Source organism: Sphingobium scionense (assembly GCF_014197035.1).
GTDB classification, from domain to species: domain Bacteria; phylum Pseudomonadota; class Alphaproteobacteria; order Sphingomonadales; family Sphingomonadaceae; genus Sphingobium; species Sphingobium scionense.
In genome coordinates this window covers 360,268-386,514 of sequence record NZ_JACIEU010000001.1, presented here as the reverse complement: position 1 = coordinate 386,514, position 26,247 = coordinate 360,268, and the positions used below count along the sequence as shown (strand labels likewise).

The following is a 26,247-nucleotide window of genomic DNA, read 5'->3' as shown; positions in this document are numbered from 1 at the left end:
ATCGATCAAGGAGGTGCCGGCGATGCGGAAACCTGTTGGACGTCAGGGACTGATCCTGCTGCCCTTGTTGCTGACGGCTGCGGCCCCGCCCGAAGATGTGGACGCGGTGCTGGCGCTGACGCGGACAACGAAAGCGACATATGCGGTCTGCACCTGGAATGTGGTGACGCCCAGCGAGGAGGTGCAGCTCAAGGAATGGGCGGCGGAATATCATCAGGGCGACCGTCACCGGGTCGAAACCCCGCGCGACCGCATCGTCGCCAATTGCGCGACCGGGGAGGCGCAGCATCTCGACGTGCGCACTGGTGAAGTGTCAACTTCGCCGTCACTCGCGGCCGCTGCCTGTGGCGTCAACGCCAACCGCAAGCTGGTCGCCAAGGAATTTCTGGGACGGGAGACCGGCGGCCTCTATGGCCCGGTTTCGCGCATCGCGGTCGCCGATGACGGCAATCTGCGCACCTATGATGTGCTCGACGACGGCGCGATCATCGCAGCGACGATCCATGATGCCAATGGTGACGAGACCGAACGGCTGACCAGCGCGGTCCTCACCTACAGCCACAGCCTGCCCGAAGCCGACATCTTCTCCACCACCTCGCTCAGCCGCAGCGTCGTCACGGATGGCTGTCGCAGCGGCCATGGTGGGTGAGGGGGCGGTCAGGTCACGGCAAAAGGCAACAGCGCCTCATAAACCTCGATCCCCGGCTTGCCTTCCACCCGGCCGCCCTGGCGCAGGATGAAGGCATGGCGGACGATCTCGGCCTGCTGCTCGATGCCGTAGCGGGCGAACGGCTTGCCCGGCTCGATCGCATAATCATAGCGGCAGAAGGGGTGGCGCATCAGCGGCAGCCAATATTTGCCCGACCGCTGCGCCTGCCACACATGGGTCATCTCATGGATGAACAGGCCCTGCAGGCTGAGCGGGCTGGCGCAGAAATCGTCGCAGAAGAGGCCGCCTTCGGGATGAAACCACAGGTCGCCGTCGGGGGCCATGGTCACGCCGCGCGGCTGGAACGGCCACCATTTCCGGTTGTGGACGCGCACCCGGTCATAGGCGATCGCGTCGCCGAACATCGTCCGGGCGAGCGCGGCCTCCTCAAGTGTCAGCGGACGGCTGGTCAATGCGCCTTATGCTCTTCCGTCGCATTGCCCGCAGCAGGGGCCGCCGGTGCGCTGCCGTCGGGCTTGCGGATCACCGCATCGACCAGCAACCGGTCGCCGTTCGACATCAGGAAGGTGAGTTGCATCTTGCCGCGGCTGATCGCGGTATCGTTGATGCCCCAGATCATCAGATGCTTGCCGCCCGGCGCGAAGGCCACCGTGCCCTTGGCGGGCACATCGACGCTGTCGATCGGCTGCATCGACACCATGCCGTCCTTGCCGACGCTCTCATGCATTTCGACCTTGAGCGCATAGTCGGTCATCACCCCGCGCAACTGCACCCCGGCATCGCCGCCATGGGCCACGAAATAGCCGGCCGACGGCGTGTCCTTGTTGGGTGACAGCCGGACCCAGGCCTGGTCGACATAGCTGGGCGCAGGGTCGCCGCAGCCGGCGAGGGCCAGCGGCGCGGCAAGGGTGATAAGGGCAAAGGGCGCACGCATGGACTTGGGCTCCGTGACTGTCTCGTTTCCGGTCAATAGCTGACTAATCGTCCCCGATCCTTGTGCCAAGCGAAAGCGCGCCTATATCCCTTGCGCAAACCGGCCTTGCCTTGGCGCTTACGTGAGGTATGGGGCCGTCAACCGCTGAATATATTTTGGGGTTCAAAGAGGACACAAATGGCAAAAGTTATCGGTATCGATCTTGGCACGACCAACAGCTGCATCGCTGTGATGGATGGCGGCAAGCCCAAGGTTATCGAAAATGCGGAAGGTGCGCGCACCACGCCGTCGATCGTCGCCTTCGCCAAGGATGGCGAACGCCTGATCGGCCAGCCGGCCAAGCGCCAGGCTGTCACCAATCCGGACAACACGATTTTCGCGGTGAAGCGCCTGATCGGCCGCCGCTTCGACGATCCCATGACCAAGAAGGACATGGAACTCGTCCCCTATGACATCGCCAAGGGGCCGAACGGAGACGCTTGGGTCAAGGCCGGTGGCGAGGAATATAGCCCGTCGCAGATCAGCGCCTTCATCCTGCAGAAGATGAAGGAAACCGCCGAGAGCTATCTGGGCGAAACCGTGACGCAGGCGGTCATCACCGTGCCCGCCTACTTCAACGACGCCCAGCGTCAGGCGACCAAGGATGCCGGCCAGATCGCCGGTCTGGAAGTGCTGCGCATCATCAACGAGCCGACCGCGGCCGCGCTTGCTTATGGCCTCGACAAGCAAGACGGCAAGACCATCGCCGTCTATGATCTTGGCGGCGGCACCTTCGACATCTCGATCCTGGAGATCGGCGACGGCGTGTTCGAAGTGAAGTCGACCAACGGCGACACTTTCCTGGGCGGTGAAGATTTCGACGCCAAGCTGGTCCAGTATCTCGCCGAAGACTTCAAGAAGGCCGAGAGCATCGACCTCACCAAGGACAAGCTGGCCCTTCAGCGTCTGAAGGAAGCGGCCGAAAAGGCGAAGATCGAGCTGTCCTCGGCCCAGTCGACCGAAGTCAACCTGCCCTTCATCACCGCTGACCAGAATGGTCCCAAGCATCTCGTCAAGACGATCACCCGCGCCGATCTGGAGCGTCTGGTCGCCGACCTGATCAAGCGCACGATGGAGCCTTGCAAGAAGGCGATGGCTGACGCCGGCGTCACCGCCAGCGAGATCAGCGAAGTCGTCCTGGTCGGCGGCATGACCCGCATGCCCAAGGTGCGCGAAGCCGTGAAGGAATTCTTCGGCAAGGAACCGCACACCGGCGTGAACCCGGACGAAGTCGTCGCCATGGGCGCCGCCATTCAGGCCGGCGTTCTGCAGGGCGATGTCAAGGACGTGCTGCTGCTCGACGTGACCCCGCTGTCGCTGGGCATCGAGACGCTGGGTGGCGTGTTCACCCGCATGATCGACCGCAACACCACCATCCCTGCCAAGAAGTCGCAGGTCTATTCGACCGCCGACGACAATCAGCAGGCGGTGACCATCCGCGTGTTCCAGGGCGAGCGTGAAATGGCGGCGGACAACAAGATCCTCGGCCAGTTCGACCTGGTCGGCATCCCGCCGGCGCCGCGCGGCGTGCCGCAGATCGAAGTCACCTTCGACATCGACGCCAACGGCCTGGTCAACGTGTCGGCCAAGGACAAGGGCACCGGCAAGGAGCAGCAGATCCGCATCCAGGCCTCGGGCGGCCTCAGCGACTCCGACATCGACCAGATGGTCAAGGATGCCGAGCGCTTCGCCGAAGACGACAAGAAGCGCCGTGAAGCGGCCGAAGCCAAGAACAATGCCGAAAGCCTGGTCCACACCACCGAAGCGCAGCTGGTCGAACATGGCGACAAGGTCGACGCCTCGCTGAAGGGCGAGATCGAAGCCGCGATCGCGGAAACCAAGAGCGCGATCGAGGGCGGCGACGCCGAAGCCATGAAGGCCAAGGCGCAGGAACTCGCGACCGTCGCGATGAAGCTGGGCCAGGCGATCTACGAGAAGGAGCAGGCTGCTGCAGCCTCGCCGGAGGCCGAAGCGCCGAAGGCCGATGACGGCGTCGTCGACGCCGAATTCTCCGAAGTGGACGACAACAAGGCGTAAGCCCCATGAAACGCTCCTCGACTTCGCTTCGGGCGGACAGGCTGGTTTCTGACCAGTGCATCCGTTCGGAGCGAGGCCGGGGACCGTGCGCGCCGAGGGCGAGATGACGACCGAAATCGACTATTACGAACTGCTCGAAGTAGAACGCACAGCCGACGGGGCCGCGATCAAGAGCGCCTATCGCAAGCTGGCGATGAAATATCACCCGGACAAGACCGGGGGCTGCACCGACAGCGAGGCCAAGTTCAAGGCCGTTTCCGAAGCCTATGACTGCCTGAAGGATCCGCAGAAGCGGGCGGCCTATGACCGGTTCGGTCATGCCGCGTTCAAGCAGCAGCAACAGGGCGGCGGCGGTGGCGGATTCCACGGCGGTGCCGGTGGTTTCTCCGATCTTGGTGATATTTTCGAGACGATCTTTGGCCAGGCCGGCTTTGGCGGCGGTGGTGGCGGGCGCCAGCAGCAGCGCCGCGGCGCGGACCTGCGCTATGATCTCGAAATCACGCTGGACGAAGCCTATCACGGCAAGAAGACCGAGATCCAGATCGAGGTCTCCGCCGCCTGCGACAGCTGCGAAGGCTCGGGCGCCCAGCCGGGCACCGGGGTCAAGACTTGCGGCACCTGCCAGGGTCATGGCCAGGTCCGGGCGCAGCAGGGCTTCTTCGTGGTCGAGCGCACCTGCCCCAGCTGCCATGGCGCAGGCCAGGTGATCGAAAGCCCCTGTAAATCCTGTCGCGGCGAAGGCCGGGTCGATCGGCCCAAGACGCTGTCGGTCAATATTCCGGCGGGCGTCGACGAAGGCACCCGCATTCGCCTGTCGGGCGAGGGCGAGGCTGGCGCGCGTGGCGCGCCTGCGGGCGATCTCTATATCTTCCTGCATGTGAAGCGGCACAGCATCTTCGAACGGGACGGCACGACGCTATTCTGTCGCGTGCCGGTCAGCATCACGACGGCGGCGCTGGGCGGAGTGATCGAAGTGCCGGGCCTTGATGGCCAGCGGCACGAGATCAAGATCCCGAACGGTATCCAGTCGGGCAAGCAGATCCGCCAACGCGGCGCTGGCATGCCGGTGCTGAACGGCCGTGGCCAGGGAGACATGGTTGTCCAGGTCGATGTCGAAACGCCGACCAGGCTGACGGCCAAGCAGCGCGAACTGCTGGAGGCCTTCCGCGAGACCGAAACGGGCGAGGAATGCCCGCAATCGAGCGGCTTCTTCGGTAAACTCAAGGAATTGTGGGGGGACTGATCCTCCCTACAATTGGTTCTTGTCATGACGATGCGATAGCGGCCCCTGCCCAGGGGCCGCTATTTTTGATTCCCGACCCTGATCTCGAACAGCTTGGGCCAGTTCTTGCCGGTGATGAAGACGCGGTCGGTCTTCGCGTCATAGGCGATGCCGTTGGCGACGGCTTCGCTGTCGGTGACGCCGGCCTGCTTGCGCAGGGGAGCGACATCGATCCAGTCGATCACGCCGCCGCTGCGCGGGTCGATCCGGGCGATCTTCGTGTCGTACCAGACATTGGCCCAGATCTCGCCCTTGACCCATTCCAGTTCGTTCAGCCGATCGACCGCGCGGCCGTTCCAGGTGACGGTGATGCGGCGCTGTTCGCTCAGCGTCTCGGGATCGAGGAAGCGCAGTTGCGCGCTGCCGTCGCTCATGATGATCGATCGGCCATCCTGGGTCAGGCCCCAGCCTTCGCCTTCATAGCGGAAGGTCGAGAGGGGCGAGAAATCGTCCAGTTTCCAGACGAAGCCTTGGCGGTGGCGCCAGGTCAGGCTGACGAGCTTGCCGCCCCAGTTGACGATGCCTTCGCCGAAATAGGGCTGCTCGACCACGCGGCGCTGCTCGACCTTGCCGGTCTTGAGCGCGACCTTGCGAATTTCCGACTGGCCTTCGAGGCCGGTGCTCTCATAGAGCGCGCCGTCGAGGTAGAAGAGGCCCTCGGTAAAGGCTGCCGGATCATGCGGATAGGCCTTGATCAGTGTCCAGGGCGTTTCCGCCCGCGCCGGGATGGTCAGGGTGAAGGCGCAGGCAAGCGCCAGCAGCCATTGCCTCATTCGGCGGCCTGCGCGGCGATCGCGGTGGCGAGCCAGGCGGGCAGGGTGGCGGGATCGATCGCCTCCACCCGTTGCAGCTCGATCGACAGGTTGAGGTCGGGCAGGGCGGCGCGCTGGCGCTTCTCGTCGGCCTGTTCCAGCGGCACCGCTACCAGCCGCCGGTTCACCTTGTTGCGATAATGCATGCGGGCGGTGTTTTCCTGGCCGACATAGCAGCCCTTGTCATAATCGACGCCGTGCAGTTCCTCGGCATTGGTTTCGAGCCACAGCGTCTGGTCCTGCCCCAGTTCCGCCGCGCCCTCGAAGATGCCGAGCGACAGCCGATGGGCGCGGAACGCGGCGGAGGCGTCGCCATCGGTCGCCGGCGCCAGCCAGCGCGCGCCCAGTTCTGGCAGGCGGGGGTCGCAGGGCTTGTCGGCCGCGTCTAGCGCCCAATGCACGGCCAGCGAATCGTCGCGGGCGATCACCACCTTGCGCCGCAGCCGGTAAATGGTCAGCCGCTTCGCCAGCGCATCGGCCTGCGCCGTCTCGCAGTCGATCAATATATCGCCGTCGTCGCCCCACAGGATGAAGTCGAACAGCGCCTTGCCCTGTGGCGTCAGCAGCGCGGTCCAGCGCGCTTCGCCGTCTTTCAGCGTCAGCACGTCGCGGGTCAGCAGCCCCTGCAGGAAGGGACGTGCCTCTTCGCCGGAAATGCGCAGGACCGCGCGGTCGGTAAGGGTGGTATCGGTCATCGGCTTTAGGTAGGACGGCGGCACGACTTCGCCAAGCGGTTCGCGCGAACAGCAGACAGGAATATCGCCATGACCCAGACCTTCGACATGATCCTCAAGAACGGCACCGTCCATACGCCGGGCGGCGCGGAGCAGGTGGATGTGGGCGTGCGCGGCGGCAAGATCGTCGCCATCGGCACCGGCCTGGGCGATGCGGGCGAAGTGATCGACTGCACCGGCCTGGACGTGCTGCCGGGCTGCATCGACAGCCAGGTGCATTTCCGCGAACCGGGACTGGAATATAAGGAGGATCTGGAATCGGGCAGCCGCGCCGCGGTGCTGGGCGGCGTCACCGCCGTGTTCGAAATGCCCAACACCAATCCCAATACCGACACCGCCGAGCGGGTGCATGACAAGCTGAAGCGCGCCCATCACCGCATGTGGTGCGACCATGCCTTCTATGTCGGCGCGACGGCGGAAAATGCCGAGCAGCTGAAGGAACTGGAGCGCATTCCCGGCACCTCGGGCGTCAAGATCTTCATGGGCGCATCGACCGGCAGCCTGTTGGTGGATGATGACGCGGCGCTGGCCTGCGTGCTGGCGTCGGGCACCCGCCGCGTCGCCATCCATGCCGAGGACGAGACGCGGATGAACGCGCGCAAGGATTATCGGGTCGAGGGCGATCCCTCGTCGCATCCCGTCTGGCGCGACGATGAAAGCGCGATGATCGCGACGAAGCGGATCATCGCGCTCGCCCGCAAGGCGCGCCGCCGCATCCACATCCTGCACGTCACCACCCCGGCGGAGCTGGAATATATCGGCCAGAACAAGGATGTCGCGACCTGCGAAGTCACGCCGCAGCATCTGACGCTGGCGGGGGAGGACGCCTATCCACGCCTGGGCACCTATGCCCAGATGAACCCGCCGATCCGCAGCGCGGCCCATCGCGACGGCCTGTGGTTCTGGCTCAACCAGGGCGTGCCCGACGTGCTGGGCAGCGACCATGCGCCGCACACGATCGAGGAAAAGGCCAAGACCTATCCCGCCTCGCCCAGCGGCATGCCGGGCGTGCAGACCCTGGTGCCGCTGCTGCTCAACCATGTCGCCGAAGGGCGGCTGACGCTGCGCCGCTTCATCGAACTGACCTCGTCGGGGCCGCAGCGCGTATTCGGCCTCACCTGCAAGGGGCGCATCGCGCTCGGCTATGACGCCGACTTCACCGTGGTCGACCTCAAGAAGAAATGGACCGTCGGCAAGGACTGGCTCGCCTCGCGCTGCGACTGGTCGCCGTTCGACGGCATGGACCTCACCGGCAAGGCGATCGGCACCATCATCCGCGGCAACCGCGTGATGTGGGAAGACAGCCTGGCCAATCAGGCGGTCGGCGAACCGGTCCGGTTCGAGGCGACCGAATTCAACTGATCGGGATCAGGCCGTCGCGAGGGACGGCCTCCAGCCCCCCTCCCGTAAACGGGAGGGGAATGGCGGGAAACCACCCATCCCAAACATGAAAATGGCCCTGACCATCCGAAGACGATCAGGGCCGCAAGTCGTACCGAAAAGAATTCCGGGCCGGTCGCTCAGCCGCGTTCGCCGAGCAAGATCAGATTAGAAGCGGAAACCGCCCGTTACCGCGATCTGATGGCGCGACGCGGCGATGCCGGTGTTGAAACCGTCATAGCTGTAATTGCCATAGTCGCTGTAGCGATATTCGAGACGGGCAAAGTTTCCTGCGTTCGCGAATTCGATGCCGCCGCCGACGCGGTAACCGTCAAGGTTGTCGCCTTCGCTGGCGCTGTCGCCATCATAGCTGACCGAGAGCTTCGCGCGGGCGTTGGTGTAGCCGCCCTTGGCATACAGCATCAGGTTCTGCGACACCGGGAAACCAAGGCGCGCGCCGACATAGAGGTCGCGGCCAGCCGACAGCTTCCAGCGATCGCCATCGACAAGAACGTCGGTTGCGGTTTCCTTGACGGTGGAGTCGCTGACTTCACCTTCAACGCCGATTACCAGAGTGCCGATGTCATAGTCATAGCCAGCGGTCAGGCCATAGAGGAAGCCGCCCTTGCTATCGTCGAGATCGTCGTAGGACAGATTGACACTGTCATAGCCAACGGTCGCACCGACCTTAAAACCGCCGAAATTCGAGGCTTCCTGCGCGTATGCGGGAGCCGACACAGCAGCCAGAGCGGCCGCCGCGAAAAGAACGTTCTTCAAATTACAAACCCCTGATATTGATGCACAAAGTTATCGTGCGACCCTTGCTGGCTCCAATAGGGGGTGAAGCCGTTAGGGCAACCTTGGTTTCGTTTCCAAACCGTTTCGAGGATGGATTGTGACAATTATGTCGCGTTGCAATTTGTCGGGATGGATTGACGATGATTGGGTTTATCGTCCCCGATATGGCTCACATGCGATGCCATCCCCGTCGCCATCCATATGTGCCCCATAGCCCGGCTGCCCCCGGTGGATTGGCGCAGCGCCGGCTGCACGGGCGTCGGCGCAATTCCGATACGACCATGTTCCCGACCCCGTTGGAGTTTGGGCGCGTGGGCTGCGCTGAGGAGTGGCGCTAGAACCTGAAGGCTGCTGGGCGTCCAGTTCGTCCGCCGACATCGGGCGATCCCGGATCGTGTCGCGGGTCGGTCGCCACTCTGATGTGACTTCGTCGGCGGCGCTGGCTTCGGGGACCGTCGTTGAGGAGGACATGTATCTGCTACCACCGCCCACGGCGACGCCGACCAGCCCGGCGACCGCAAACGACTTCAAGGCGAAATTGTTACGCATGTGGGGCATACTGCCGATCGAGAGTAAAGGATCGGTTTGCATTCGAGGGCGGTGCCGATCCGGTGCCCCATTGGCGCGACTCGCTTTGATGGGAGCCGCGCTGCCGCGCGGCGGTCAGAGGGTTTCCGGCTTTGAAGTGGGAGGCCTGCCAGCGGGCCTGTTCGAGATTGCATCAGTGATATGGATAGCCATGGGACAAGCGCGAGGCGGCGTGCCAACGATTATGTCCAGTATCAAACATTCTCTTCCAAAACCCGCCAGTCCGCTTCCCACCCATTCCGGCCGCCCCGATAAAAGTCCTGTCCTACAGCCATGCGCCCGGTATAAACTTCCGGTCGGCTCCTTTCTATCGTCAACCCATTCTATTTCGGCCGTTTTTTCGATCGGCCCAATGTCCCTCATGGCGCACATGCGTAAACTTCCACGCGCTTGCAGCTAAGGCGTTGAAAAGATGTTGTTATGATCGGGGTGAAACGTCATCGGGCAACCGTTATTGCCGCCTGATCGGTCAAGTTTCGCCTCTCGCGACCAAGTAATCCCGCTGTTTGGGCCTTTTCGCCCACCATGCACGCCCATCCGCCTCCGGCGCCGTGCAGAACAGGTCTGTCCAGACCGGGGTCAGGCCGTCGCCAGCCGGTTGCGGCGGGCGGCGGCATAGCTGTCGCTGGCGAAGAGGATGAGGCCCAGCCAGATCAGGCCGAAGCTCAGCATCTGCCCCTGGCTCAGCGTCTCGCCCAGCAGCACCACGCCGCACAGAAATTGCAGCGTCGGCGCCAGATATTGCAGCAGCCCCAGCGTCGCCAGCGGCAGGCGCTGGGCGGCGGTGGCGAACAGCACCAGCGGCACGGTGGTGACGCCGCCGGCCAGGATCAGCAGGCCGGTGGTCGACACGTCCTGGCCAAAGCTGATGCCGCCATGGCCAGCCAGCCAGATCAGGTAGCCGATCGCCGGCGCGACCAGCAGCAGCGTTTCGACCCCCAGGCCGGTCATCGGCGCAACCGGGGTGAGCTTGCGGATCAGGCCATAGAGGGCGAAGCTGATCGCCAGCGCCAGGCTGATCCACAAGGTGGTGAGCGCGGCCGCAGCAAGGATGGCGACGCCGATCGCGGCGATCGCGATCGCCAGCATCTGTCCGCGCCGCAGCCTTTCCTTGAGTATGACCACGCCCAGGCCGACGCTGACCAGCGGGTTGAGGAAATAGCCCAGGCTGCAGGCGATGACATGGCCGTCATTGACCGCCCAGACATAGACCAGCCAGTTGATCGCGATCATCACCGCCGATGCCGCCAGCGGCAGGACCAGCCGGGGCGTGCGCAATGCCGCGACGAAGGCGGCCAGCCCCTTGCGCGCGGCCAGCAGCACCAGGATCAGGATGACCGACCAGATCACCCGCTGGGTCACGATCTCGATCGGGTCGACATGATGCAGCAGGCGGAAGAAGAGCGGCAGCATCCCCCAGATGCTGTAGGTGCCGATCGCGGCGATGACGCCCTTGCGGGCTTCGCTTTCCGCTATGGTCACAGGATGCCGCCGCCCAGGAATAGGCGCAGCGCGCCGAAGGCGGCGACGATCAGGCAGAAATTCTGCCCGCCCTTCTTCGACGACATCAGGCCGATGAAGGCGCCGAACAGCGCCATCGGCACCAGCAGCCAGTTGAGCGCGCCGAGCAGCGGAAACACCGCCGGGATCATCAGGACAAGGGTGACAAGACCGATCAGGGCTGACAGAAGGTTGAGCATAGTCCGACTGATGGCGGCTTTGCTGTCCCGGAACAAGACAAGCGACCATGCCACCCGGCAGAAACTGGCCCTGCGATGGCGTAAGGGCGTCTATGCACCCTGAATGCGAACGGAAAGTCCCGCTATCCGTTCTATGTCGCCGGGTTATGAAGGAGCGAGGCGGATGGCGATTTCCCGACAGATTGGTGTGATGGCGTTGCTGCTGGCGCTCCCGGCCTGTGGCAAGGGCGGCAAGGACGGCAATCTGGCCGCGCTGGACGACCAGTTGACCAACAATGCCGCCGACCCTGCGGTCAGGGGCGCGCTGGCCGACGACATCGTGGTCGATCCCAATCTCGTCGGCCAGTCGAACCGCAACGCCGTGCGCAGCGCCGATCGTGCCGCCAATGGCGCCCTGCCGGTGCTGAGCGGTGACGCCGGCAAGGCGCAGGCACAGGCGGCCAAGCTGGTCGGCGGCAAGCTGCTGTCCGCCCCGGCGCCGGTCAGCGGTCCGATCAAGAACAGCCCGATGACGCTGGGCGGGCTGGCGCGCGAACAGGCGCAACTGGGCGGCGGGGGCAATGCCGGCTGCGCCAAGAAGCTGATCTATGGCATGCAATGGGCGAGCCGCATGCCCGATCCCTTCACCCTCTATCCCGGCGCACAACTGACCGAGGCGGCGGGCGCGGAGAAGGATGGCTGTACCCTGCGCGCGGCGAGCTTCGTGACGGCGGTGCCCAAGCAGGGCGTGATCGACTATTATTATACCCAGGTTCGCCGCGCCGGCTTCGATGCGGAACATCGTATCGTCGAGGGCGACAATGTGCTGGGCGGCACGCGCAAGGCCGATGGCAGCGCCTATTTCATCGTCTTCACCAATGCGCCGGGCGGCAAGACCGGCGTCGACATCATCGCCGACCACGGCAGATAAAAGCGGCCATAAGGGCAAGGGGGCATTGTCCCCTTTTGCTGCACTGAGGCGCTTTGTTTCCAAAACGGAAACGATCTGTCGTCCTTTTGCCAGCTACAAGCCCGACCCGTGCATCGCTACATCGCCTGCAACAACAGGTGGGATCAAGGCGATGCAGCACTCCGTCTTCAACCGGGCCAATACGGCCAATGACAATGTCGGCGAACCCTTTGACGCACAGGAGCGCCAGGTGCTCTGGCTGGCCGATAGCGATCCGGCCAGTTCCGTGCCCTCGGTCCGCGCGCCGCTCGGCCGGTTGCGCAGCTTCCTGCGCGGCCCGGAGCCGACCTACGCCCTGGCCAATCCGCGGCTGGAAACGCTGCGCCAGAGCGCGATCATCCTGCGCACCGGCCGGTCGCTGACCGGTGAGGAACTGGACGCGTTCGATGCGGCCGGTTTCTCGCGCGAGCAGCTCGACCTGCTGCGCGTGCTCTACATGACCGGGGATGCCCGGCGGGCGGTGGTCCGTGCGGCCTGATCCTTCCGGCAGCGCGTTGCGCCAGCAGCCGATGCAGGCGCTGGAGATGCTGCGCGCATTCCATCTGGCGCATCCGCGTGTCGTCACGCGGCTGGCGCTGTTCTTCCTGATCCTGTTCGTGGAAATCGCCCTGTTCAGCGGCATCAACGGCATGGTCGATGACCTGCTGGTATCCTTCGTGGCGACGGTGGCGGCGTCGCTGCTGTTCCTGCCGATGATGGTCAGCGGCCAGGCGCGGTGATCGCGGATGCCGCGCCCGGCTGGCGCCAGCCGGGCGGAGCGTGTAGCACCGGTTCGACGCGGCAGGAGAGCAGACCGGACGACGCCATGGATCTGGATGATTTGCGCAGCTTTGCCCAAGTCGTGCGCCATGGCGGCTTCAGCGCGGCGGAGCGCGCCAGCGGCGAACGCAAGGCGAAGCTCAGTCGCCGGGTCGCGCGGCTGGAACAGGTGCTGGGCGTCCGCCTGATCGAGCGATCGACCCGCAATCTGCGCGTGACCGATGTCGGCCGCGAAATCTATCGCCAGTGCGAGGCGATCGCCGAAGGGATCGACGCCACCCAGGCGATTGCCGCGCGCGCCCGGTCGCAGATCAGCGGCAATCTGCGCATCGCCTGCCCGCCGGGGCTGGCCCGCTATCTGCGCACTGATGTCTTCGCCCGGTTCCTGATGCTCTATCCCGACGTCCATCTGGAAATGCATATCAGCAGCCGGCGGATCGACCTGATTCAGGAGCGGTTCGATGCCGCCTTTCGCGTCGATATCGACACCGTGCATGATCAGGCGCTGACGATGCATCCGCTGGGGCTGCTGGAGCGTATCCTGGTGGCTGCGCCGGCGGTGGCGGCGCAGGTCGCGGCGACGACCATCGCCAGCCTTGCCGAACTGCCGACGCTGAGCGTGGGCGAGCATGTCGAACATGATGAGTGGCTGTTGATGAACGGGCAGGGACGACAGCATGTCGTCGCCCATCATCCCCGTTTCTGCAGCAATGATTCAGCGAGGGTGCGCGATGCGGCGGTGGCCGGGCTGGGCGTGGCGCTGCTGTCGTCAGCAGCCTGTTCGGTCGAGCTGCAACAGGGGCGGCTGGTGCATGTCCTGCCCGACTGGCGGACCAGCGAGGGCATCGTCCACGTCCTCTTCACCGCGCGCACCGGCATGTCGCCGACCCTGCGCGCGTTCATCGACTATGTCGCGGAAAGCTTTCCGTCGCTGACGGACGGCCCGCTGGCCTGAACGGCCGTCAGCGCAAGCCGGCTTCCTTGGTCAGGCTGTACACGCCGCCGACGATCAGCCCGAGCGCCAGCATGTGCGCCGAAAATTCGAAAACAATATCAACCATAATCGATCCCCACCGATTGGAAGCGATCCTTGTGCGGCAGGGCGCCTAACAAGCCGTTAATGCTGATCGGAACGGCGGCTGCCTGTGTCGGGCCTCGCGCTTGACGCTGGTTTGTCCCGATCATAGCATCGGCCCAATATTGGTGGGACGTTCGGAGGCAGGGTTCCATGGAAGATGCCGCTCAGGACCGCGCGCCGGGATACCGCTATTCGCGGCGCGCTACCCTGTCCCTGATCCGGCAATTGTCGGTCGTCCCCAACTGGCGCAATGGCTTTTTGCTGATCCTGCAATGGGCCGTCATCGTCGCCGCCTGCGTGATCGCCATCCGGGTCGATCGCTGGCCCGCCTATCTGATCGCGGGCATCGTTATCGGCACGCGAATCCAGGTTCTTGCGGTGATGATGCATGAGGCCTGCCACGGGATGCTGTTCAGCAATCGCCGCGTCAATGACCTGATCGGCGACCTGTTCGTGGCCTATCCCTTTGCCCTCAGTGTCGATCTCTATCGCGCTGCCCATATGGTGCATCACCGCCATACCAATACGATGCGCGATTATGATTATCGCGCTGCGCGTAAGGATAGCGACCAGGATTTTCCGAAGGACGGGCGCGCCATGGCTGTGTTGCTGTTGCGCAGCCTGACCGGCGTCAACTATTATCGCGTGGCCCGCCCGGCGCGGGTCTGGTCGCCGCTGGCCAATTTCCACAATCCGATGCGCTTCGGCTTCGATTTCCGGCTGGCGCTGCGTATCCGCTATGTCGTCTGGGCGGTGCTGGTCTACGGCCTGATCCTGTGGTCGCCCTGGCGCTGGCAGATATTGGGTTTGTTCCTGATCCCGCAATTTCTGTGGATGAACGTCTTCAACCGCATCCGGGCGATGGCGGAGCATAATGGCGTCACCGACGAATCGGAAATACGCGGCACCCGCACCGTCATCCCGACCCTGATCGACCGGATCCTGATCGGGCCGCTCAATGTCAGCTATCATCTGGAACATCATCTGTTCCCGTCGGTGCCTTGGCATAATCTGCGCCGCTTGCACCGGCATCTGATGGCGTCCGATCCGCTCTATGCGCAGGATGCCCATGTCACGCGGGGCTATTGGGCCATGATTCGGGAATTGATGCCGCCCCCGGGCGCTGGCGATTCAAACCGGCGGGCCGTGCCGGTCGAGGCAAATTCCTAGCCCGAAAGGCGGCGGATCAGGGGATGACCAGTTCCATGCCCGCCTTCACCCGGTTGAGCGCCAGATAGCTGTGATAGCTGGCGACTGATTCATTTTCGGCGAACAGGCGGCGGGTGATCGCTTCATAGCTGCGCATGTCGGGCGCGACGATCAACATGATGAAGCTGCGGCCGCCGGTGACATAATAGCATTGCTGCACTTCGGGCGCGTCGCGGAACAATTGCTTGGCCTTGTCGACGCGCGCCGCCTTTTCATCGACCAGATTGACCTCGACGATGGATGTGACGCCGAGGCCCACCTGATCGGGATCGACGATCGCGACATTGCGCACGATCACGCCGCTGCGCTCCATCGCGGCGATACGGCGCTGCACGGCGGCGGTCGACAGATTGACCGCCTCGGCAATCGCGCGCTGCGGCATGCGGGTGTCGCGCTGGATCAGGCGCAGGATGGCCCGGTCGAAGCTGTCGATTTTGCTGGTCTGGCTCATAAAGTGAGTAATTGTTGCATTTGATGGGCCAATCAAGAGCACTTTTCTCGGTGCGATGATGATATTTCCCATATCGGAATTTGACGGGCGATAGGCGGGCATGAACCAGTTACGACAGCCGGGCGCGATCCTGGCCGGCATATTGAGCGGAGCAGGCGCTGGTGCGTTATGGGGCTTGGTCTTTCTTGCTCCTGAACTTGTGCCCGGCTTTAGCCCGCTCGAACAGGCGATCGGCCGTTATCTGGCCTACGGCCTGATGTCAGCGTTGCTTGTCGCGCCGCGCTGGCGGACGATCCGGCCGCTACTGACGCCGCGCATAATGTGGACGCTGGCCTGGCTCGCGCTGGCCGGCAACCTCTTCTACTATGTGTTGCTGGTGAGCGCGGTGCAGATGGGCGGTATCGCCATGACCTCGCTGGTGGTCGGCTTCCTGCCGGTGGCGGTAACGATCGTCGGCAGCCGTCAGGCGGGCGCGGTGCCGCTGCGGCAACTGGCGCCATCGCTCCTGCTCTGCGTCGCCGGGGCCTTGTGCATTGGCTGGCAGGCGATCGTCTTGCCCGGTGGCGGCGCCGTGGCGACGCGGATCATCGGCTTTGCCTGCGCGGTCGGCGCGCTCATCTCCTGGACCGCTTTTGCCATCGGCAATAATCACTGGCTGCGGCGGATGGAGGGTATCGGCTCGCAGGACTGGAATTTCCTGATCGGCCTTGCCACCGGGGTGCAGGCGCTGCTGTTTCTGCCGCTCGTCCCCTGGCTGGGTAGCGGCAGGCATGATGCGGCCGACTGGACCCGCTTTGCCATTGTCGTCATCGCTGTCGCCCTGTTCGCCTCGATCGTCGGCAATGCGCTATGGAATCGCATGACCCGGCTGCTGCCGCTGACCATGGTGGGGCAGATGATCCTGTTCGAAACCGGCTTTGCCTTGCTCTACGCTTTCATCTGGGAAGCGCGGCTGCCGACGCTGCTGGAGGGCACGGCATTCGTCCTGGTGATCCTCTCGGTCTTGAGCTGTATTGCCGCCCATCGCCGTCCCGTCCCGGCAGAGGGTAGCATCGCCGCCTGAATGCGTCCTTTCCCCTTTTGCGGAATCGCGATAGGGCGAAAAGCATGACCAATATCTTTCTTGTTATGGGCGGCGGCGCAGTAGGCAGCCTGCTGCGCTACCAGCTTGGCCGTTTCGCCGGGCTGATGGCGCCCGGCGCGGCCTGGCCCTGGGGCACTTTTGCCGCCAATCTGATCGGCGGTTTCGCCATGGGCCTGCTCGCCGGCTGGCTGGCGCGCGGCAGCGCCGTCTCGGGCGAGCCGATGCGCCTGCTGCTGGGCGTCGGCCTGATGGGTGGCTTTACCACCTTTTCCTCCTTCAGCCTGGAGACGATGCTGATGATCGAGCGCGGCCAGATCGGCCTGGCGCTCGCCTATGCCCTCTTCTCGCTGGTCGGCGCGGTCGCCGCGCTGGCGCTGGGTCTTACGGTTATGCGGAGTGTTGCGGCATGAAGGGGCGTCCTCCCGGCAAATCTGGTGGTCCGGCACGCGGCGGCAAGCCCGGCGGCACCACGAAACCCGGCGGCCGCAGCGGCGCGCCCGGTCGCGCTCGTGGCGGGGCCAAGGCAGCGAGCGCGCGCAAGAAGGATGGCGACAAGCCGTTCAAACCAGCGACCAGGCCTGCGGCCAAGCCCCGCACCAAGGCGCCGGTCGCCAAGGCGGCGGCTCCGGCCCCGGCGGTTGTAGCCAAGCCCAATCCCGCCAAGGGCGTCAGCCTCGACGTGCGGCAATATCGGGTGCAGGCCGATGATGACGGCATCCGCCTCGACCGCTGGTTCCAGCGGCATCTGCCCGATGTCGGCTTCAACATCGTGTCGCGCTGGTCGCGCACAGGCCAGTTGCGCGTCGATGGCGCGCGCGCTGCGCCAGGCGACCGCATCGCCGAAGGCCAGATGATCCGCGTGCCACCGGCCGAGCCCAAGGCGGCGCCGGCGGACAAGCCCAAGCGCGTCCGGGTGATCGACCTGACCGAGGACGAGATCGCCTATGTCCAGGACATGGTGATCCACCGCGACCGCCAAGCGATCGTCATCAACAAGCCGCCGGGTCTCGCCACCCAGGGCGGGACGAAGACCGACGAGCATGTCGACCGTCTGCTCGACGGACTGATCTTCGACGGCGAATCCCGGCCCAAGCTGGTCCACCGGTTGGATAAGGACACCTCGGGCGCGCTGCTGCTCGCCCGCTCCAGCCGTGCGGCCGCGCATTTTGCCAAGGCCTTTTCCAGCCGCACCGCGCGGAAAGTCTATTGGGCGATCGTCATCGGCGTGCCCAGCATCGACGATGGCATGATCGAACTGCCGATCGCCAAGCAGCCGGGCACCGGTGGCGAGAAGATGCACGTCGATCAGGAGGAGGGCCTGCCCGCCCGCACCCGCTATCGCGTGATCGAGCGCGCCGGCAACCGCGCCGCCTGGGTCGAGTTGCAGCCCTATACCGGCCGCACCCACCAGTTGCGCGTCCATATGGCGGCGATTGGCCACCCGCTGGTCGGCGACGGAAAATATGGCGGGAAGGAGAGTTTCCTCTCAGGCTCGATCAGCCGCAAGATGCACCTCCACGCCCGTCGCATCCGCGTCGACCATCCCGATGGCGGCCGCATCGACATGAAGGCGGAATTGCCCGAGCATTTCCTTGCCAGCCTCGTTTCGCTGGGTTTTGACCTGTCGCTGGGCGACATGCCGCTGGACGACGAAATCGATCGCACCCCCACGCGCGAGGATGAGAAGAAGTTCGCCAGGGCGCATGCCAAGTTGGTCCGCAAGGAACGACGTGGCGAACGGCGTGGCCGCGGCGGGAATTAAGGGGCGGGCGTGCATCCTGATCCCAAATTCCGCTGGGCCGATCGGGACGCTATGCGCGCCTTCGTGGCGAAAGCGCCGTTCGGTATGTTGTTTGCCGATACACCGGCCGGCCCTTGCGTTGCGCATGTTCCGGTGGTCTGGCTGGATGAGGGGCGCATCGGCTTTCACTTGTCGCGCGGCAATCGCATGGCGGCACATCTCGATGGCGCGCGGGCGCTATTCGTGGCGAACGGGCCGCATGGCTATGTCAGTCCAGACTGGTATGGCCTGGAGGATCAGGTGCCGACCTGGAATTATGTTGCGGTCGAACTGGAGGGGGATGTCCGGATGATGGCGCCCGATCGCCTCCCTGCGCTGATCGATGCCTTGTCCCATGACAATGAGGTTCGGCTGGCGCCCAAGCCCGTCTGGACCCGCGACAAGATGGCGGATGGGCTGTTCGACCGGATGCTGGGCGCGATCACCGGTTATGAACTGACCGTCGCCGACTGGCGCGGCACCCGCAAGCTGGGCCAGAACAAGGTGGCGTCCGCGCGCCTCGGCGCCGCGCAGCGGCTGGAGGAGGCGGGCGACAGCGGCATCGCTGCGTTGATGCGGGAAACGCTGGCATGAGCAACCGCCTGGTCGTGTTCGATTGCGATGGCACGCTGGTCGATAGTCAGCACAGCATCTGCACCGCCATGGCCCGGGCCTTCGAGAGCGAGAAGCTGGTGCCGCCCGACCGGCTGGCGATCCTGTCGATCGTCGGCCTGTCGCTGCCCCATGCGATGGCCCGGCTGCTGCCCGAGGCCGAGGCGGATTATCATCTACTGCTGACCGATCGCTACAAGGCGGCCTTCCACGCTCTGCGCAGCGCCAATGCCGTGTCCGAACCGCTCTATCCCGGCATGGCCGACCTGGTGCGGGAACTGGACGGCGATGGCTGGCTGCTGGGCGTCGCCACCGGCAAGTCCGATCGCGGCCTCAACCTGTGTCTTGCCCATCATGATCTGGCGCATCATTTCGTGACTCTGCAGACCGCCGATCGCCACCCGTCCAAGCCCCACCCATCGATGCTGTTGCAGGCGATGGCGGAGGCGGGCGCGGTGCCCGAAACCACGGTGATGATCGGCGATACCCATTTCGACATCGACATGGGACTGGCCGCCGGCACCCGTGCGATCGGTGTCGGCTGGGGCTATCATGCGCCGGCGGAGCTGACGCAGGCGGGCGCCCATGCAGTCGCGATGGACAGCGACGCGTTGCGCCGCCATATCGACGCGCCATGAACGACATGCCTCCCATCCCGCCGGTCGACCCGGAAAAGATCGCGCGCCAGCGTCATTTCGCGATCGGCCTGTTCCGCCTGTCGGGCGCTTTCCTCGTCATGTTCGGCTTCCTGGCCATCATGCAGCGCTTTTCCTGGGTGCAGGGCGACAAGGCCAAGGCATTCGGCATCATCATGGTGATCGTCGGCCTGTTCCAGTTCGTGGTCGTACCGCGCCTGATGCTGGCCCTGTTCAAGCGGAGCCGCCCGTGAAGCGATTCTACAAGCAAGTGACGGTCGAGCCGGTCGAAGCTGGTTTCGCGATCCGGCTGGACGGGCGCCCGGTGCGCACGCCCGCCCGCGCCGAACTGGCGCTGCCCAACGCCGTGCTGGCCGAGGCAGTGGCGCAGGAATGGTGCGACCAGGGCGAGACGGTCGATCCCGCGACCATGGCCTTCACCGGCCTCGCCAATGCGGCGATCGACCATGTTGCCGGCAATCGCGCCAAGTTCGCGGCCGACATCGCCGAATATGGCGGCACCGACATGCTCTGCTACCGGGCCGAGGGGCCGGAGGCGTTCGTCGCGCGTCAGGCTGCAGCCTGGGATCCGCTGCTCGACTGGGCGCGCACCCGCTATGGCGTCGCCTTCGTCACCACCCAGGGCATCATCCATGTCGCCCAGCCCGACGCGACGCTGGAACGGCTGGCGGCGGCGGTGGACGGACTTGCCCCCTTCACCCTGGCCGGCCTGTCGCGGCTGGTGACGTTGAGCGGCTCGCTGGTCTGCGGCCTGGCGGTGCTGGAAGAGGCGTTCGACGCGGATACCGTATGGGAAGCGGCCGAGATCGACGAGCGCTGGCAGGCCGAACAATGGGGCGAGGATGCCGAAGCGCTGGCCCGTTCGGCGCGCCGCGCGGGCGAGTTTGCCGTGGGTCGAGCCTTTTGCGGGATGGCGCGAGCCTGAGGGACTGGGAACGGGACCGCTCGTTCGTTCATTCTTGTGTTGGCGGATGCCCTGATTGCATCCGCCAACATCGGATCAACGACCAGGGAGACCCTGACCTTGCAGTCCCGCATTTTTGTTTCTGCCTTTCTCGCCCTTTCCACCCTTGCCGCACCGGCCCTGGCACAGGATGCCCCCGCAGCCAGCGCTGCCCCCGCCGCCGGCCAGATGACCCCCGAACAGATCAATGCCTTCAATCAGGCGGTGACCGATTTCACCGCCGGCCAGACCGCGTTGCAAGCGGGCGACAACGCCACCGCCGCGACCAAATATGAGGCGGCGATGCCCGCCATCCGCACCGCGGTGGAGGTCGACCCCGCCAAGATCGACAATGTCAATTTCCTCGCCAACGCGCTTTACGCCGATGCCGCTGCCCAGGGCGCGCTCGGCAAGATGGACAAGGTGATCGCGCTCTATAGCGAATCCCTGCCGCACTGGCGCAAGCTGGTGGAGGCCAAGCCCGCCGATGCCACCAGCCGCAACATCCTGGCCGGTATCCTGATCCAGTTGGGCAACCAGAAGCTGGGCGCGCAGGACAAGGCCGGCTCCGCGCCGCTCTATCAGGAAGCGCTGGGCCTGGCCCGCAAGTCGGCGGCGGCCAATGCGGCCGATCCAGTGACGAAGAATATCCTGTTGTCGGCGCTGATCGGCGCCAGCCAGGCGACCGGCGATGCCACGCTTCAGACCGAAGCGGCGACGATGAGCAAGGCGATGCTGGCGGACGGTTCGGTCGATGCGTCGAACAAGCCGGCCGCTCAGGCACTGAGCGGCGTCAAGGCCGGCTGACGATGAAGAGAAGGCTTCGCCCGGCGATCCGGGCGGGGCCTTTGCCGGTCAGGCTTCGACCATGCCGGTAATCTTGTTGGCATAGACCATGCGGCCCGGCCCCAGCATGCCCAGAACCTGCGGCACCATGTGGCGGGCGACCGCGAAACAGCCTTCGCTGCGGCCGCACTTGCCCCAGGATGCGACATGATCTTCGCTGACATAGTCGGCGCCATGGATCACGATCGCGCGCATTTCCGCATTGTTGTTCTGCGGATCGAGGCCGGCAAGGCGCATCGACCGGCCATGCTGGCCTTCATACATGGTCAGCGTCTTGTAGGCGCCGGACGAACTGGCGAGCGAATTGGGCTCGTTGGAAAAGCTTTGCAGCCAGCCCGAATGGCCCGGATCTGACCCACGCCCGTGCGACACCAGATAGCTGTTCGCCTGGCCGCCGATCAGGTCGACGATATGGAATCTGAATTCCTTCGACGGCGCGTTGAAGTCGGCGATGGCGATGCGGTCGCGCAGGGTGAAGTCGCGCGCATGCTGGTCGAGTGCGGCCTTCGCCTCTTCCAGCAGCAGCGCATAGGGCTTGCGCGAAAAAATCGGTGCGGCCGATGGAGTCGCGGGAACCGGAGGACGGTTCGCGGGTTCAGGCGCTACCGGAAGCGCGGCCTTGCCAACACTATCGGTCAAAAACGAAAGGGCGAGTCCGCTTAAAGCGAACTTCGTGAATTTGCGGCGATCCATATGCCGTCTATAACAAATCAACGCCCCCGCTCCAAGACGGGGGCGACCTTCGTCACAGGCTGCTATTGCCCGCTTCGTCCGCTCCCTGGCTCCCCTCGCCGTTTTCGCGCAGGCGAGAGGTCATGCCGCTGGCTTCGGCATCATCCAGAATCTGCTGCTGTTCCGACACGGACGGCGGCGGTGCCGGAGTCGGGGTGACGACATTTTCCGGCTCGGGCGGCAGCGCTTCCGGTTCGTTCACGATGACATTCTCGACCGGGGGTTCGACCAGATTGTTGGTCACCGGTGCTTCCTCTTCCTTCTTGCCGCAGGCGGCAAGCAGCAGCGCGCCCGACAGGGCGGCGAAGGTCAGGGGGCGGGCAAAATGGCGCATGGGGATCAGTCCTTGGCTGCGGGGGCGGTCGAATTGACCGCAGTGGGGTCGACGCGGCGGCTGGAGGCCTCGATCTTCTGGGCCAGCAGCTTGTCCCAGTCATAGGGGTCGGCGCGGAAGTTCATGGTGCCGTTGCTGCTGGCAAAGGCGGTCCAGTAAAGCAGATAGACCGCGACCTGCGAGGGCAGCGACACGCGCTGGGTCTTGTTGGTGTCGATTAGGCTCTGGATCTGGCCCGACAGGCTGGGATCGCTCGCCACCATTAGTTCGGCCAGCGACACCGGTTTTTCCAGGCGGATGCAGCCATGGCTGGCAAGCCGGTCATAGCTGGAGAACTTCCCGCGCGAAGGCGTGTCGTGCAGATAGACGGCGAAGGGATTGTTGAAATCGAACTTCAGCCGGCCGAGCGCGCTGTTGGGGCCGGCGGGCTGGACGATGCGCTCGCCGCCCTCGGGCGTCTTCACGATCTTGTAGCCCTGCTTGGCCAGGGTCGCGCGACCCTTGGGAAACAGTTCCTTCCTGGCGATCGACATCGGCACGTTCCAGGGCGGATTGACCACGATGGAATGGATGTTCGACGACAGCATCGGCGTCTGGTTGGTCGGGCTGCCTGTGACGGCGCGCATCGAGGTGACGGGTTGGTCGCCCTGGAACACGGTCAGCACGGCGGCGGCGATGTTCACCTGGACGCGGTTGACCGGCAATTCGCGCGGCATCCAGCGCCAGCGTTCCATATTGGCCATGATCGCGGCGATGCGATCATCCACCGACACGTTGAGTGCGGTCAGGGTGCGCGCGTCGAGCAGACCGGTGGGATTGAGGCCATAGCGGCGCTGGGCGCGTTGCAGCGCGGCGGTCTGCGGCTCGGTGCCGGTGACGGTGCGATCCTCCAGCGCCAGGCGGGCGCGCACGACATCGGCCGAGGCGCCTGCCGACAGGCTGGGCCAGCCGCCAGTATCCCGGATCTTCTCATAGGTGGCGAGGCCCTTGCGCAGCCCGTCATAGCCCGAATAGGGCGGGGTCAGGCTGGCGGCCCATTGCGGCAGCCGATCCTCGGCAATCGCCTTGGCGAGCGAGGGGCGCGGATCGAAGGCGGCCGGGCGCAGCGCCCAGACCTCCAGGAAATCGGCGGTATCGACCCGGCCGGTGCTGAGCGCGCGGCCGCGATCCAGCAATGCGTTCAGCAATTGCTGCCCGTGCATCGGCGCGGTCGGCTTGCTGCGCGCCATCAGCCCTTCGGCCATGCCGCTCTTCAGCCATTCATTCGCCCAGTCATCCTGCGCCTGCGACAGGGCCGGCAGCGGCACGGGCGGGGGCATCACCGCCATGGGCGGGGGCAGCACGACTTGGCCGGCCGGCGGCGCGCTCTGGGACGGTGTCACGGCCGGCGGCTGCGCGACGGCCGGGATGGCGGCGGCGGCCAGCAGGGGGAGGGCGAGAAAACGGATCAAATCGGGACGGTTCATGCTGGACCAGATAGCGCAAAGCGGCCATCTATCAAATCGCGATAGCGGGAAAAGATCATGCTGCACGTCGTTCACCATCCCGCCTATGTCTCCCCGGCCACAGACGGGCAGCAGGCGCGCTTCGACAAATATGGACTGGTGATGGAGGTGCTGGCCGACAGCGGCGCGCCGATGACCGTTCACACGCCCGCTCCGATGCCCGCGTCCTGGATCGCGGCGGTGCATGATCCCGCCTATGTCGAGCAGGTGCTGGCGCTGGCGGTGCCGCCCGAAAAGGAACGGCGTATCGGCTTTCCGGTAACCGAGCGGGTGATGCGCCGGGCGCTGCTGTCACCGGGCGGCACCTGGCTGGCGGCGAAGCTGGCGCTGCTTCACGGCTATGCCGCCAATGCGGCCGGGGGCAGTCATCATGCGCTGGCCGACAGCGGCGCGGGCTATTGCGTGTTCAACGATTTGGCGATCGCGGCCAACCGGCTGATCGCGGAGGGGGATGCGAACCGCATCCTGATCCTGGACCTCGACGTGCATCAGGGCGATGGCACGGCGTCGCTGATGGCGGGGCGGGGCGATGTCTTCACAGTGTCGATCCATGCGGAGAAGAATTTCCCGGTGCGCAAGGCGCGGTCGACACTGGATCTGGGCCTGGCCGACGATACTGGCGACGCGGAGTATCTGGCGGCACTGGGCGAGTTGCTCCCGCGCGCGCTGGATGATTTTGCGCCGGACCTGATCCTGTATCAGGCCGGGGTGGACGGTCATATGGATGATCGGCTGGGCCGGCTGGCGCTCAGCGACGAGGGGCTGGCCGCGCGCGACGGGCTGGTGATGCGCCAGGCGCTGGCGCGCGCCATCCCGGTCGCCAGTTGCATGGGTGGCGGCTATGGCCCGGACCGGATGGCGGTCGCGCGCCGCCATGCCGCCTGCATGCTGCGTATGGCGTCAGTGGAGCGTGCTGTCTGACGCGTTCGGCTTCGCGGCGCGCCCTTCCATCAGCTTCGCGGCGATCAGCCCGGCCACGCTCAGCGCGACCAGATCGCTCAGCGCCAGATAGAGGCTGTAGCCCCAGGGTGCATGGTTGAACACGGCCTGGCCGATATGCAGCCACAGCACCGTGGCGAGCGCGAACAGGATCGACACCCGCGCCCGGCTGTTGAAGTCGCCGGTGACGAAGCGCAGCGCGAGCGCGATCAGCACGCCGGTCGCCAGCGCCAGCAGCAGTCCGCCGATCAGGCTGGAGCCGTCCATCACCGGGAAGCCAGCATTATTGTAGAAGAGCATCGCCACCGGCCCCTTGCCATAGAGGATGGTGCCCTGCGCCGTGGCGGGATCGGGGATGACATAGACGCCGGTGCCATTGCGGGCCAGCGCCTGCGCCATTGCGGCCTGCAGATTGGCGCTCGCCTGCGGATCGGCACGACTGAGCGCCAGCGCGCTCAAGGGCGTGCCCCAGAAGAGGAAGCCGATGATGAACATGGCGAAACCGCCCAGCAGTCCGCCCAGGATGGTCCGCAGCATCATGGCCTCACTCCCCGTTCCAACGCGCTCCGGACGCGGAGGCTGATCTACAAACGCAGGGAAGGCAATGTCTTTCCGTGGACGGAATCAATCCTTTGGACGGGCCGCCTTTTCGGCGATGCCCGAAAGCCCCTCGCGCCGGTCCAGTTCGTCCAGCACATCGTCGAAGGGAATGCCGCAATCGGCGAGCAGCACCAGCAGGTGGAAGAGGAGGTCCGCGCTTTCGCCGACCAGTTCGGCCCGATTGTCGGCCATGGCGGCGATCACCGCCTCGACCGCTTCCTCGCCGACCTTCTGGGCGATCTTGCCCCGGCCGCGGGCGGTCAGCTTCGCCACATAGGATGCCGATGGATCGGCCTTCCGTCGCTCGGCGATGGTCTGTTCGAGGGTTTGAAGGGTCGCGCGCATGGGCTGCATCAAGCGTCCCGCGCGCGACCCGTCAAATGAATTTTACTTCTGCTTGCGGCGCGCGAAGAAGACGCGGCCGGCCAGCACGGCGGCACCCATGCCGAACAGCGCCATCTGTTCGGGTTCAGGCACCGGGGTCGGCGTGCCACCGCTGCTGCCACCCGACGAGGTGCCGCCGCCGCTGGAGCCGCCGCACTTGAACCAGCAGAAGGTGGCGTTGGCGGGGGCGGGGATGGCGAGGCCCATCAGGCTGGCCGAACCCGCTACGAGAAGAAGTTTGCTGATCTGCATAAAAGTCACCCTGTTTCAAAATGGACAAATCGCTTCGAAACGACCCTGCGCCCTGTCTACGCAGTTCCCATGCCAATTTTGCCAAGTGACGCTTTTCTGCGGTTGGCGACCAATGGCCGCCAAAAGCGCTATATGGTTAATGTCAATTAACCCGACATTT

The 26,247-nt window shown here is 65.0% G+C and carries 33 protein-coding genes; 18 read left to right on the top strand and 15 right to left on the bottom strand.

The window, feature by feature from the left end:
* The first annotated feature begins 22 nt into the window (after positions 1-22).
* A complete protein-coding gene (locus GGQ90_RS01630) occupies positions 23-649 on the top strand; it encodes a hypothetical protein (protein WP_188080505.1) in 627 nt (208 codons plus the stop codon).
* A gap of 8 nt (positions 650-657) precedes the next feature.
* Here the strand turns inward: GGQ90_RS01630 and GGQ90_RS01625 are convergent, their stop codons facing one another.
* A complete protein-coding gene (locus tag GGQ90_RS01625) occupies positions 658-1,122 on the bottom strand; it encodes a vgr related protein (protein ID WP_188080504.1) in 465 nt (154 codons plus the stop codon).
* Entirely contained in the window at positions 1,119-1,604 is a 486-nt protein-coding gene (locus tag GGQ90_RS01620) for a copper chaperone PCu(A)C (RefSeq protein WP_188080503.1), read from the bottom strand. Before GGQ90_RS01620 ends, GGQ90_RS01625 begins: the two co-directional genes overlap by 4 nt.
* A 177-nt stretch (positions 1,605-1,781) precedes the next feature.
* On the opposite strand from GGQ90_RS01620, the gene dnaK reads away from it, so the two are divergent.
* Together dnaK and dnaJ are read left to right on the top strand one after the other, a co-directional pair.
* A complete protein-coding gene (dnaK, locus tag GGQ90_RS01615) occupies positions 1,782-3,680 on the top strand; it encodes a molecular chaperone DnaK (protein WP_188080502.1) in 1,899 nt (632 codons plus the stop codon).
* A 103-nt stretch (positions 3,681-3,783) separates the two neighbouring features.
* Positions 3,784-4,923 carry a molecular chaperone DnaJ gene (gene dnaJ / locus GGQ90_RS01610; protein ID WP_188080570.1) on the top strand — a complete coding sequence of 380 codons (1,140 nt, stop codon included), beginning with the start codon at positions 3,784-3,786 and terminating at the stop codon, positions 4,921-4,923.
* A gap of 59 nt (positions 4,924-4,982) precedes the next feature.
* Here the strand turns inward: dnaJ and GGQ90_RS01605 are convergent, their stop codons facing one another.
* Together GGQ90_RS01605 and ygfZ are read right to left on the bottom strand one after the other, a co-directional pair.
* Positions 4,983-5,735, bottom strand: a complete 753-nt coding sequence (locus GGQ90_RS01605; RefSeq protein WP_188080501.1) for a glutaminyl-peptide cyclotransferase — start codon at positions 5,733-5,735, stop codon at positions 4,983-4,985.
* Complete coding sequence (gene ygfZ, locus GGQ90_RS01600) at positions 5,732-6,469, bottom strand: CAF17-like 4Fe-4S cluster assembly/insertion protein YgfZ (RefSeq protein ID WP_188080500.1); 738 nt, start codon at positions 6,467-6,469, stop codon at positions 5,732-5,734. Before ygfZ ends, GGQ90_RS01605 begins: the two co-directional genes overlap by 4 nt.
* Before the next feature lie 69 nt (positions 6,470-6,538).
* Here ygfZ and GGQ90_RS01595 point away from each other — a divergent pair, with 69 nt between their 5' ends.
* On the top strand, positions 6,539-7,870 hold the full coding sequence (locus GGQ90_RS01595) for a dihydroorotase (protein ID WP_188080499.1): 1,332 nt from the start codon (positions 6,539-6,541) through the stop codon (positions 7,868-7,870).
* A gap of 186 nt (positions 7,871-8,056) precedes the next feature.
* On the opposite strand, the gene GGQ90_RS01590 is transcribed toward GGQ90_RS01595, so the two are convergent.
* The 4 genes from GGQ90_RS01590 to GGQ90_RS01575 all read right to left on the bottom strand — a co-directional run bounded on the left by GGQ90_RS01590 (position 8,057) and on the right by GGQ90_RS01575 (position 10,974).
* Positions 8,057-8,665, bottom strand: a complete 609-nt coding sequence (locus GGQ90_RS01590) for an outer membrane protein (protein ID WP_010339626.1) — start codon at positions 8,663-8,665, stop codon at positions 8,057-8,059.
* A 171-nt stretch (positions 8,666-8,836) separates the two neighbouring features.
* The gene (locus GGQ90_RS29230; protein ID WP_010339627.1) at positions 8,837-9,064 is read right to left on the bottom strand and encodes an excalibur calcium-binding domain-containing protein; all 228 of its coding nucleotides are present in this window, start codon (positions 9,062-9,064) and stop codon (positions 8,837-8,839) included.
* A gap of 789 nt (positions 9,065-9,853) precedes the next feature.
* Complete coding sequence (gene rarD / locus GGQ90_RS01580; protein ID WP_188080498.1) at positions 9,854-10,756, bottom strand: EamA family transporter RarD; 903 nt, start codon at positions 10,754-10,756, stop codon at positions 9,854-9,856.
* Positions 10,753-10,974, bottom strand: a complete 222-nt coding sequence (locus GGQ90_RS01575; protein ID WP_004208594.1) for a hypothetical protein — start codon at positions 10,972-10,974, stop codon at positions 10,753-10,755. Before GGQ90_RS01575 ends, rarD begins: the two co-directional genes overlap by 4 nt.
* A 163-nt stretch (positions 10,975-11,137) precedes the next feature.
* Between GGQ90_RS01575 and GGQ90_RS01570 the strand changes: the two genes are divergently transcribed.
* From GGQ90_RS01570 to GGQ90_RS01550, 5 genes are all read left to right on the top strand, one after another.
* Positions 11,138-11,884: a hypothetical protein gene (locus GGQ90_RS01570; protein ID WP_188080497.1), complete on the top strand. Its 747-nt coding sequence runs from the start codon at positions 11,138-11,140 to the stop codon at positions 11,882-11,884.
* A gap of 151 nt (positions 11,885-12,035) precedes the next feature.
* On the top strand, positions 12,036-12,401 hold the full coding sequence (locus GGQ90_RS01565) for a hypothetical protein (protein WP_188080496.1): 366 nt from the start codon (positions 12,036-12,038) through the stop codon (positions 12,399-12,401).
* Positions 12,391-12,642 carry a hypothetical protein gene (locus GGQ90_RS01560; protein ID WP_343053516.1) on the top strand — a complete coding sequence of 84 codons (252 nt, stop codon included), beginning with the start codon at positions 12,391-12,393 and terminating at the stop codon, positions 12,640-12,642. The genes GGQ90_RS01565 and GGQ90_RS01560 overlap by 11 nt, the downstream gene beginning before the upstream one ends.
* A gap of 86 nt (positions 12,643-12,728) precedes the next feature.
* Positions 12,729-13,637 (top strand): LysR substrate-binding domain-containing protein, encoded by a 909-nt coding sequence (locus tag GGQ90_RS01555; protein ID WP_188080495.1) that lies wholly within the window; start codon positions 12,729-12,731, stop codon positions 13,635-13,637.
* A 273-nt stretch (positions 13,638-13,910) separates the two neighbouring features.
* Positions 13,911-14,930 carry a fatty acid desaturase family protein gene (locus GGQ90_RS01550; protein WP_188080494.1) on the top strand — a complete coding sequence of 340 codons (1,020 nt, stop codon included), beginning with the start codon at positions 13,911-13,913 and terminating at the stop codon, positions 14,928-14,930.
* Positions 14,931-14,946: 16 nt separating this feature from the next.
* Here the strand turns inward: GGQ90_RS01550 and GGQ90_RS01545 are convergent, their stop codons facing one another.
* Positions 14,947-15,420 (bottom strand): Lrp/AsnC family transcriptional regulator, encoded by a 474-nt coding sequence (locus GGQ90_RS01545; protein WP_380767023.1) that lies wholly within the window; start codon positions 15,418-15,420, stop codon positions 14,947-14,949.
* A 100-nt stretch (positions 15,421-15,520) separates the two neighbouring features.
* Between GGQ90_RS01545 and GGQ90_RS01540 the strand changes: the two genes are divergently transcribed.
* From GGQ90_RS01540 to GGQ90_RS01505, 8 genes are all read left to right on the top strand, one after another.
* Complete coding sequence (locus GGQ90_RS01540; RefSeq protein WP_188080492.1) at positions 15,521-16,483, top strand: DMT family transporter; 963 nt, start codon at positions 15,521-15,523, stop codon at positions 16,481-16,483.
* Between the two features lie 44 nt (positions 16,484-16,527).
* Positions 16,528-16,914 carry a fluoride efflux transporter CrcB gene (crcB, locus tag GGQ90_RS01535; RefSeq protein WP_188080491.1) on the top strand — a complete coding sequence of 129 codons (387 nt, stop codon included), beginning with the start codon at positions 16,528-16,530 and terminating at the stop codon, positions 16,912-16,914.
* Positions 16,911-18,266 (top strand): RluA family pseudouridine synthase, encoded by a 1,356-nt coding sequence (locus GGQ90_RS01530; protein WP_188080490.1) that lies wholly within the window; start codon positions 16,911-16,913, stop codon positions 18,264-18,266. Before crcB ends, GGQ90_RS01530 begins: the two co-directional genes overlap by 4 nt.
* 9 nt (positions 18,267-18,275) lie before the next feature.
* Positions 18,276-18,878 (top strand): FMN-binding negative transcriptional regulator, encoded by a 603-nt coding sequence (locus GGQ90_RS01525; protein WP_188080489.1) that lies wholly within the window; start codon positions 18,276-18,278, stop codon positions 18,876-18,878.
* A complete protein-coding gene (locus GGQ90_RS01520; protein WP_188080488.1) occupies positions 18,875-19,534 on the top strand; it encodes an HAD-IA family hydrolase in 660 nt (219 codons plus the stop codon). Before GGQ90_RS01525 ends, GGQ90_RS01520 begins: the two co-directional genes overlap by 4 nt.
* Positions 19,531-19,785, top strand: coding sequence for a hypothetical protein (locus GGQ90_RS01515; RefSeq protein ID WP_188080487.1), 255 nt, complete (start codon positions 19,531-19,533; stop codon positions 19,783-19,785). Before GGQ90_RS01520 ends, GGQ90_RS01515 begins: the two co-directional genes overlap by 4 nt.
* A complete protein-coding gene (locus tag GGQ90_RS01510; RefSeq protein WP_188080486.1) occupies positions 19,782-20,477 on the top strand; it encodes an ATP12 family protein in 696 nt (231 codons plus the stop codon). Before GGQ90_RS01515 ends, GGQ90_RS01510 begins: the two co-directional genes overlap by 4 nt.
* Before the next feature lie 99 nt (positions 20,478-20,576).
* A complete protein-coding gene (locus GGQ90_RS01505) occupies positions 20,577-21,302 on the top strand; it encodes a tetratricopeptide repeat protein (RefSeq protein WP_188080485.1) in 726 nt (241 codons plus the stop codon).
* 48 nt (positions 21,303-21,350) lie between these two features.
* Here the strand turns inward: GGQ90_RS01505 and GGQ90_RS01500 are convergent, their stop codons facing one another.
* From GGQ90_RS01500 to GGQ90_RS01490, 3 genes are read right to left on the bottom strand one after another with little or no spacing between them, the layout of a single operon-like run.
* Positions 21,351-22,034: a murein L,D-transpeptidase catalytic domain family protein gene (locus GGQ90_RS01500; protein WP_188080484.1), complete on the bottom strand. Its 684-nt coding sequence runs from the start codon at positions 22,032-22,034 to the stop codon at positions 21,351-21,353.
* Positions 22,035-22,086: 52 nt separating this feature from the next.
* Positions 22,087-22,407 (bottom strand): hypothetical protein, encoded by a 321-nt coding sequence (locus GGQ90_RS01495; protein ID WP_188080483.1) that lies wholly within the window; start codon positions 22,405-22,407, stop codon positions 22,087-22,089.
* Between the two features lie 5 nt (positions 22,408-22,412).
* The gene (locus GGQ90_RS01490) at positions 22,413-23,873 is read right to left on the bottom strand and encodes a L,D-transpeptidase family protein (RefSeq protein WP_188080482.1); all 1,461 of its coding nucleotides are present in this window, start codon (positions 23,871-23,873) and stop codon (positions 22,413-22,415) included.
* Between the two features lie 57 nt (positions 23,874-23,930).
* Here GGQ90_RS01490 and GGQ90_RS01485 point away from each other — a divergent pair, with 57 nt between their 5' ends.
* A complete protein-coding gene (locus GGQ90_RS01485; RefSeq protein ID WP_188080481.1) occupies positions 23,931-24,833 on the top strand; it encodes a histone deacetylase family protein in 903 nt (300 codons plus the stop codon).
* Here GGQ90_RS01485 and GGQ90_RS01480 read toward each other — a convergent pair.
* From GGQ90_RS01480 to GGQ90_RS01470, 3 genes are all read right to left on the bottom strand, one after another.
* The gene (locus tag GGQ90_RS01480; protein WP_188080480.1) at positions 24,813-25,391 is read right to left on the bottom strand and encodes a hypothetical protein; all 579 of its coding nucleotides are present in this window, start codon (positions 25,389-25,391) and stop codon (positions 24,813-24,815) included. The genes GGQ90_RS01485 and GGQ90_RS01480 overlap by 21 nt on opposite strands.
* An 84-nt stretch (positions 25,392-25,475) precedes the next feature.
* The gene (locus GGQ90_RS01475; RefSeq protein ID WP_188080479.1) at positions 25,476-25,796 is read right to left on the bottom strand and encodes a phosphoribosyl-ATP diphosphatase; all 321 of its coding nucleotides are present in this window, start codon (positions 25,794-25,796) and stop codon (positions 25,476-25,478) included.
* Positions 25,797-25,838: 42 nt separating this feature from the next.
* A complete protein-coding gene (locus GGQ90_RS01470; protein ID WP_004208572.1) occupies positions 25,839-26,087 on the bottom strand; it encodes a PEP-CTERM sorting domain-containing protein in 249 nt (82 codons plus the stop codon).
* Positions 26,088-26,247: the final 160 nt, after the last annotated feature.

Coding starts and splice junctions, on each gene's coding strand:
- GGQ90_RS01630 (WP_188080505.1), top strand. CDS start 23: ATGCGGAAACCTGTTGGACGTCAGGGACTGATCCTGCTGCCCTTGTTG.
- GGQ90_RS01620 (WP_188080503.1), bottom strand. CDS start 1,604: ATGCGTGCGCCCTTTGCCCTTATCACCCTTGCCGCGCCGCTGGCCCTC.
- GGQ90_RS01570 (WP_188080497.1), top strand. CDS start 11,138: ATGGCGATTTCCCGACAGATTGGTGTGATGGCGTTGCTGCTGGCGCTC.
- GGQ90_RS01550 (WP_188080494.1), top strand. CDS start 13,911: ATGGAAGATGCCGCTCAGGACCGCGCGCCGGGATACCGCTATTCGCGG.
- crcB (WP_188080491.1), top strand. CDS start 16,528: ATGACCAATATCTTTCTTGTTATGGGCGGCGGCGCAGTAGGCAGCCTG.
- GGQ90_RS01540 (WP_188080492.1), top strand. CDS start 15,521: ATGAACCAGTTACGACAGCCGGGCGCGATCCTGGCCGGCATATTGAGC.
- GGQ90_RS01605 (WP_188080501.1), bottom strand. CDS start 5,735: ATGAGGCAATGGCTGCTGGCGCTTGCCTGCGCCTTCACCCTGACCATC.
- GGQ90_RS01500 (WP_188080484.1), bottom strand. CDS start 22,034: ATGGATCGCCGCAAATTCACGAAGTTCGCTTTAAGCGGACTCGCCCTT.
- GGQ90_RS01515 (WP_188080487.1), top strand. CDS start 19,531: ATGAACGACATGCCTCCCATCCCGCCGGTCGACCCGGAAAAGATCGCG.
- GGQ90_RS01495 (WP_188080483.1), bottom strand. CDS start 22,407: ATGCGCCATTTTGCCCGCCCCCTGACCTTCGCCGCCCTGTCGGGCGCG.
- GGQ90_RS29230 (WP_010339627.1), bottom strand. CDS start 9,064: ATGTCGGCGGACGAACTGGACGCCCAGCAGCCTTCAGGTTCTAGCGCC.
- dnaK (WP_188080502.1), top strand. CDS start 1,782: ATGGCAAAAGTTATCGGTATCGATCTTGGCACGACCAACAGCTGCATC.
- GGQ90_RS01545 (WP_380767023.1), bottom strand. CDS start 15,420: ATGAGCCAGACCAGCAAAATCGACAGCTTCGACCGGGCCATCCTGCGC.
- GGQ90_RS01470 (WP_004208572.1), bottom strand. CDS start 26,087: ATGCAGATCAGCAAACTTCTTCTCGTAGCGGGTTCGGCCAGCCTGATG.
- GGQ90_RS01480 (WP_188080480.1), bottom strand. CDS start 25,391: ATGATGCTGCGGACCATCCTGGGCGGACTGCTGGGCGGTTTCGCCATG.
- dnaJ (WP_188080570.1), top strand. CDS start 3,784: ATGACGACCGAAATCGACTATTACGAACTGCTCGAAGTAGAACGCACA.
- GGQ90_RS01530 (WP_188080490.1), top strand. CDS start 16,911: ATGAAGGGGCGTCCTCCCGGCAAATCTGGTGGTCCGGCACGCGGCGGC.
- GGQ90_RS01475 (WP_188080479.1), bottom strand. CDS start 25,796: ATGCGCGCGACCCTTCAAACCCTCGAACAGACCATCGCCGAGCGACGG.
- ygfZ (WP_188080500.1), bottom strand. CDS start 6,469: ATGACCGATACCACCCTTACCGACCGCGCGGTCCTGCGCATTTCCGGC.
- GGQ90_RS01485 (WP_188080481.1), top strand. CDS start 23,931: ATGCTGCACGTCGTTCACCATCCCGCCTATGTCTCCCCGGCCACAGAC.
- GGQ90_RS01575 (WP_004208594.1), bottom strand. CDS start 10,974: ATGCTCAACCTTCTGTCAGCCCTGATCGGTCTTGTCACCCTTGTCCTG.
- GGQ90_RS01520 (WP_188080488.1), top strand. CDS start 18,875: ATGAGCAACCGCCTGGTCGTGTTCGATTGCGATGGCACGCTGGTCGAT.
- GGQ90_RS01555 (WP_188080495.1), top strand. CDS start 12,729: ATGGATCTGGATGATTTGCGCAGCTTTGCCCAAGTCGTGCGCCATGGC.
- GGQ90_RS01565 (WP_188080496.1), top strand. CDS start 12,036: ATGCAGCACTCCGTCTTCAACCGGGCCAATACGGCCAATGACAATGTC.
- GGQ90_RS01595 (WP_188080499.1), top strand. CDS start 6,539: ATGACCCAGACCTTCGACATGATCCTCAAGAACGGCACCGTCCATACG.
- GGQ90_RS01490 (WP_188080482.1), bottom strand. CDS start 23,873: ATGAACCGTCCCGATTTGATCCGTTTTCTCGCCCTCCCCCTGCTGGCC.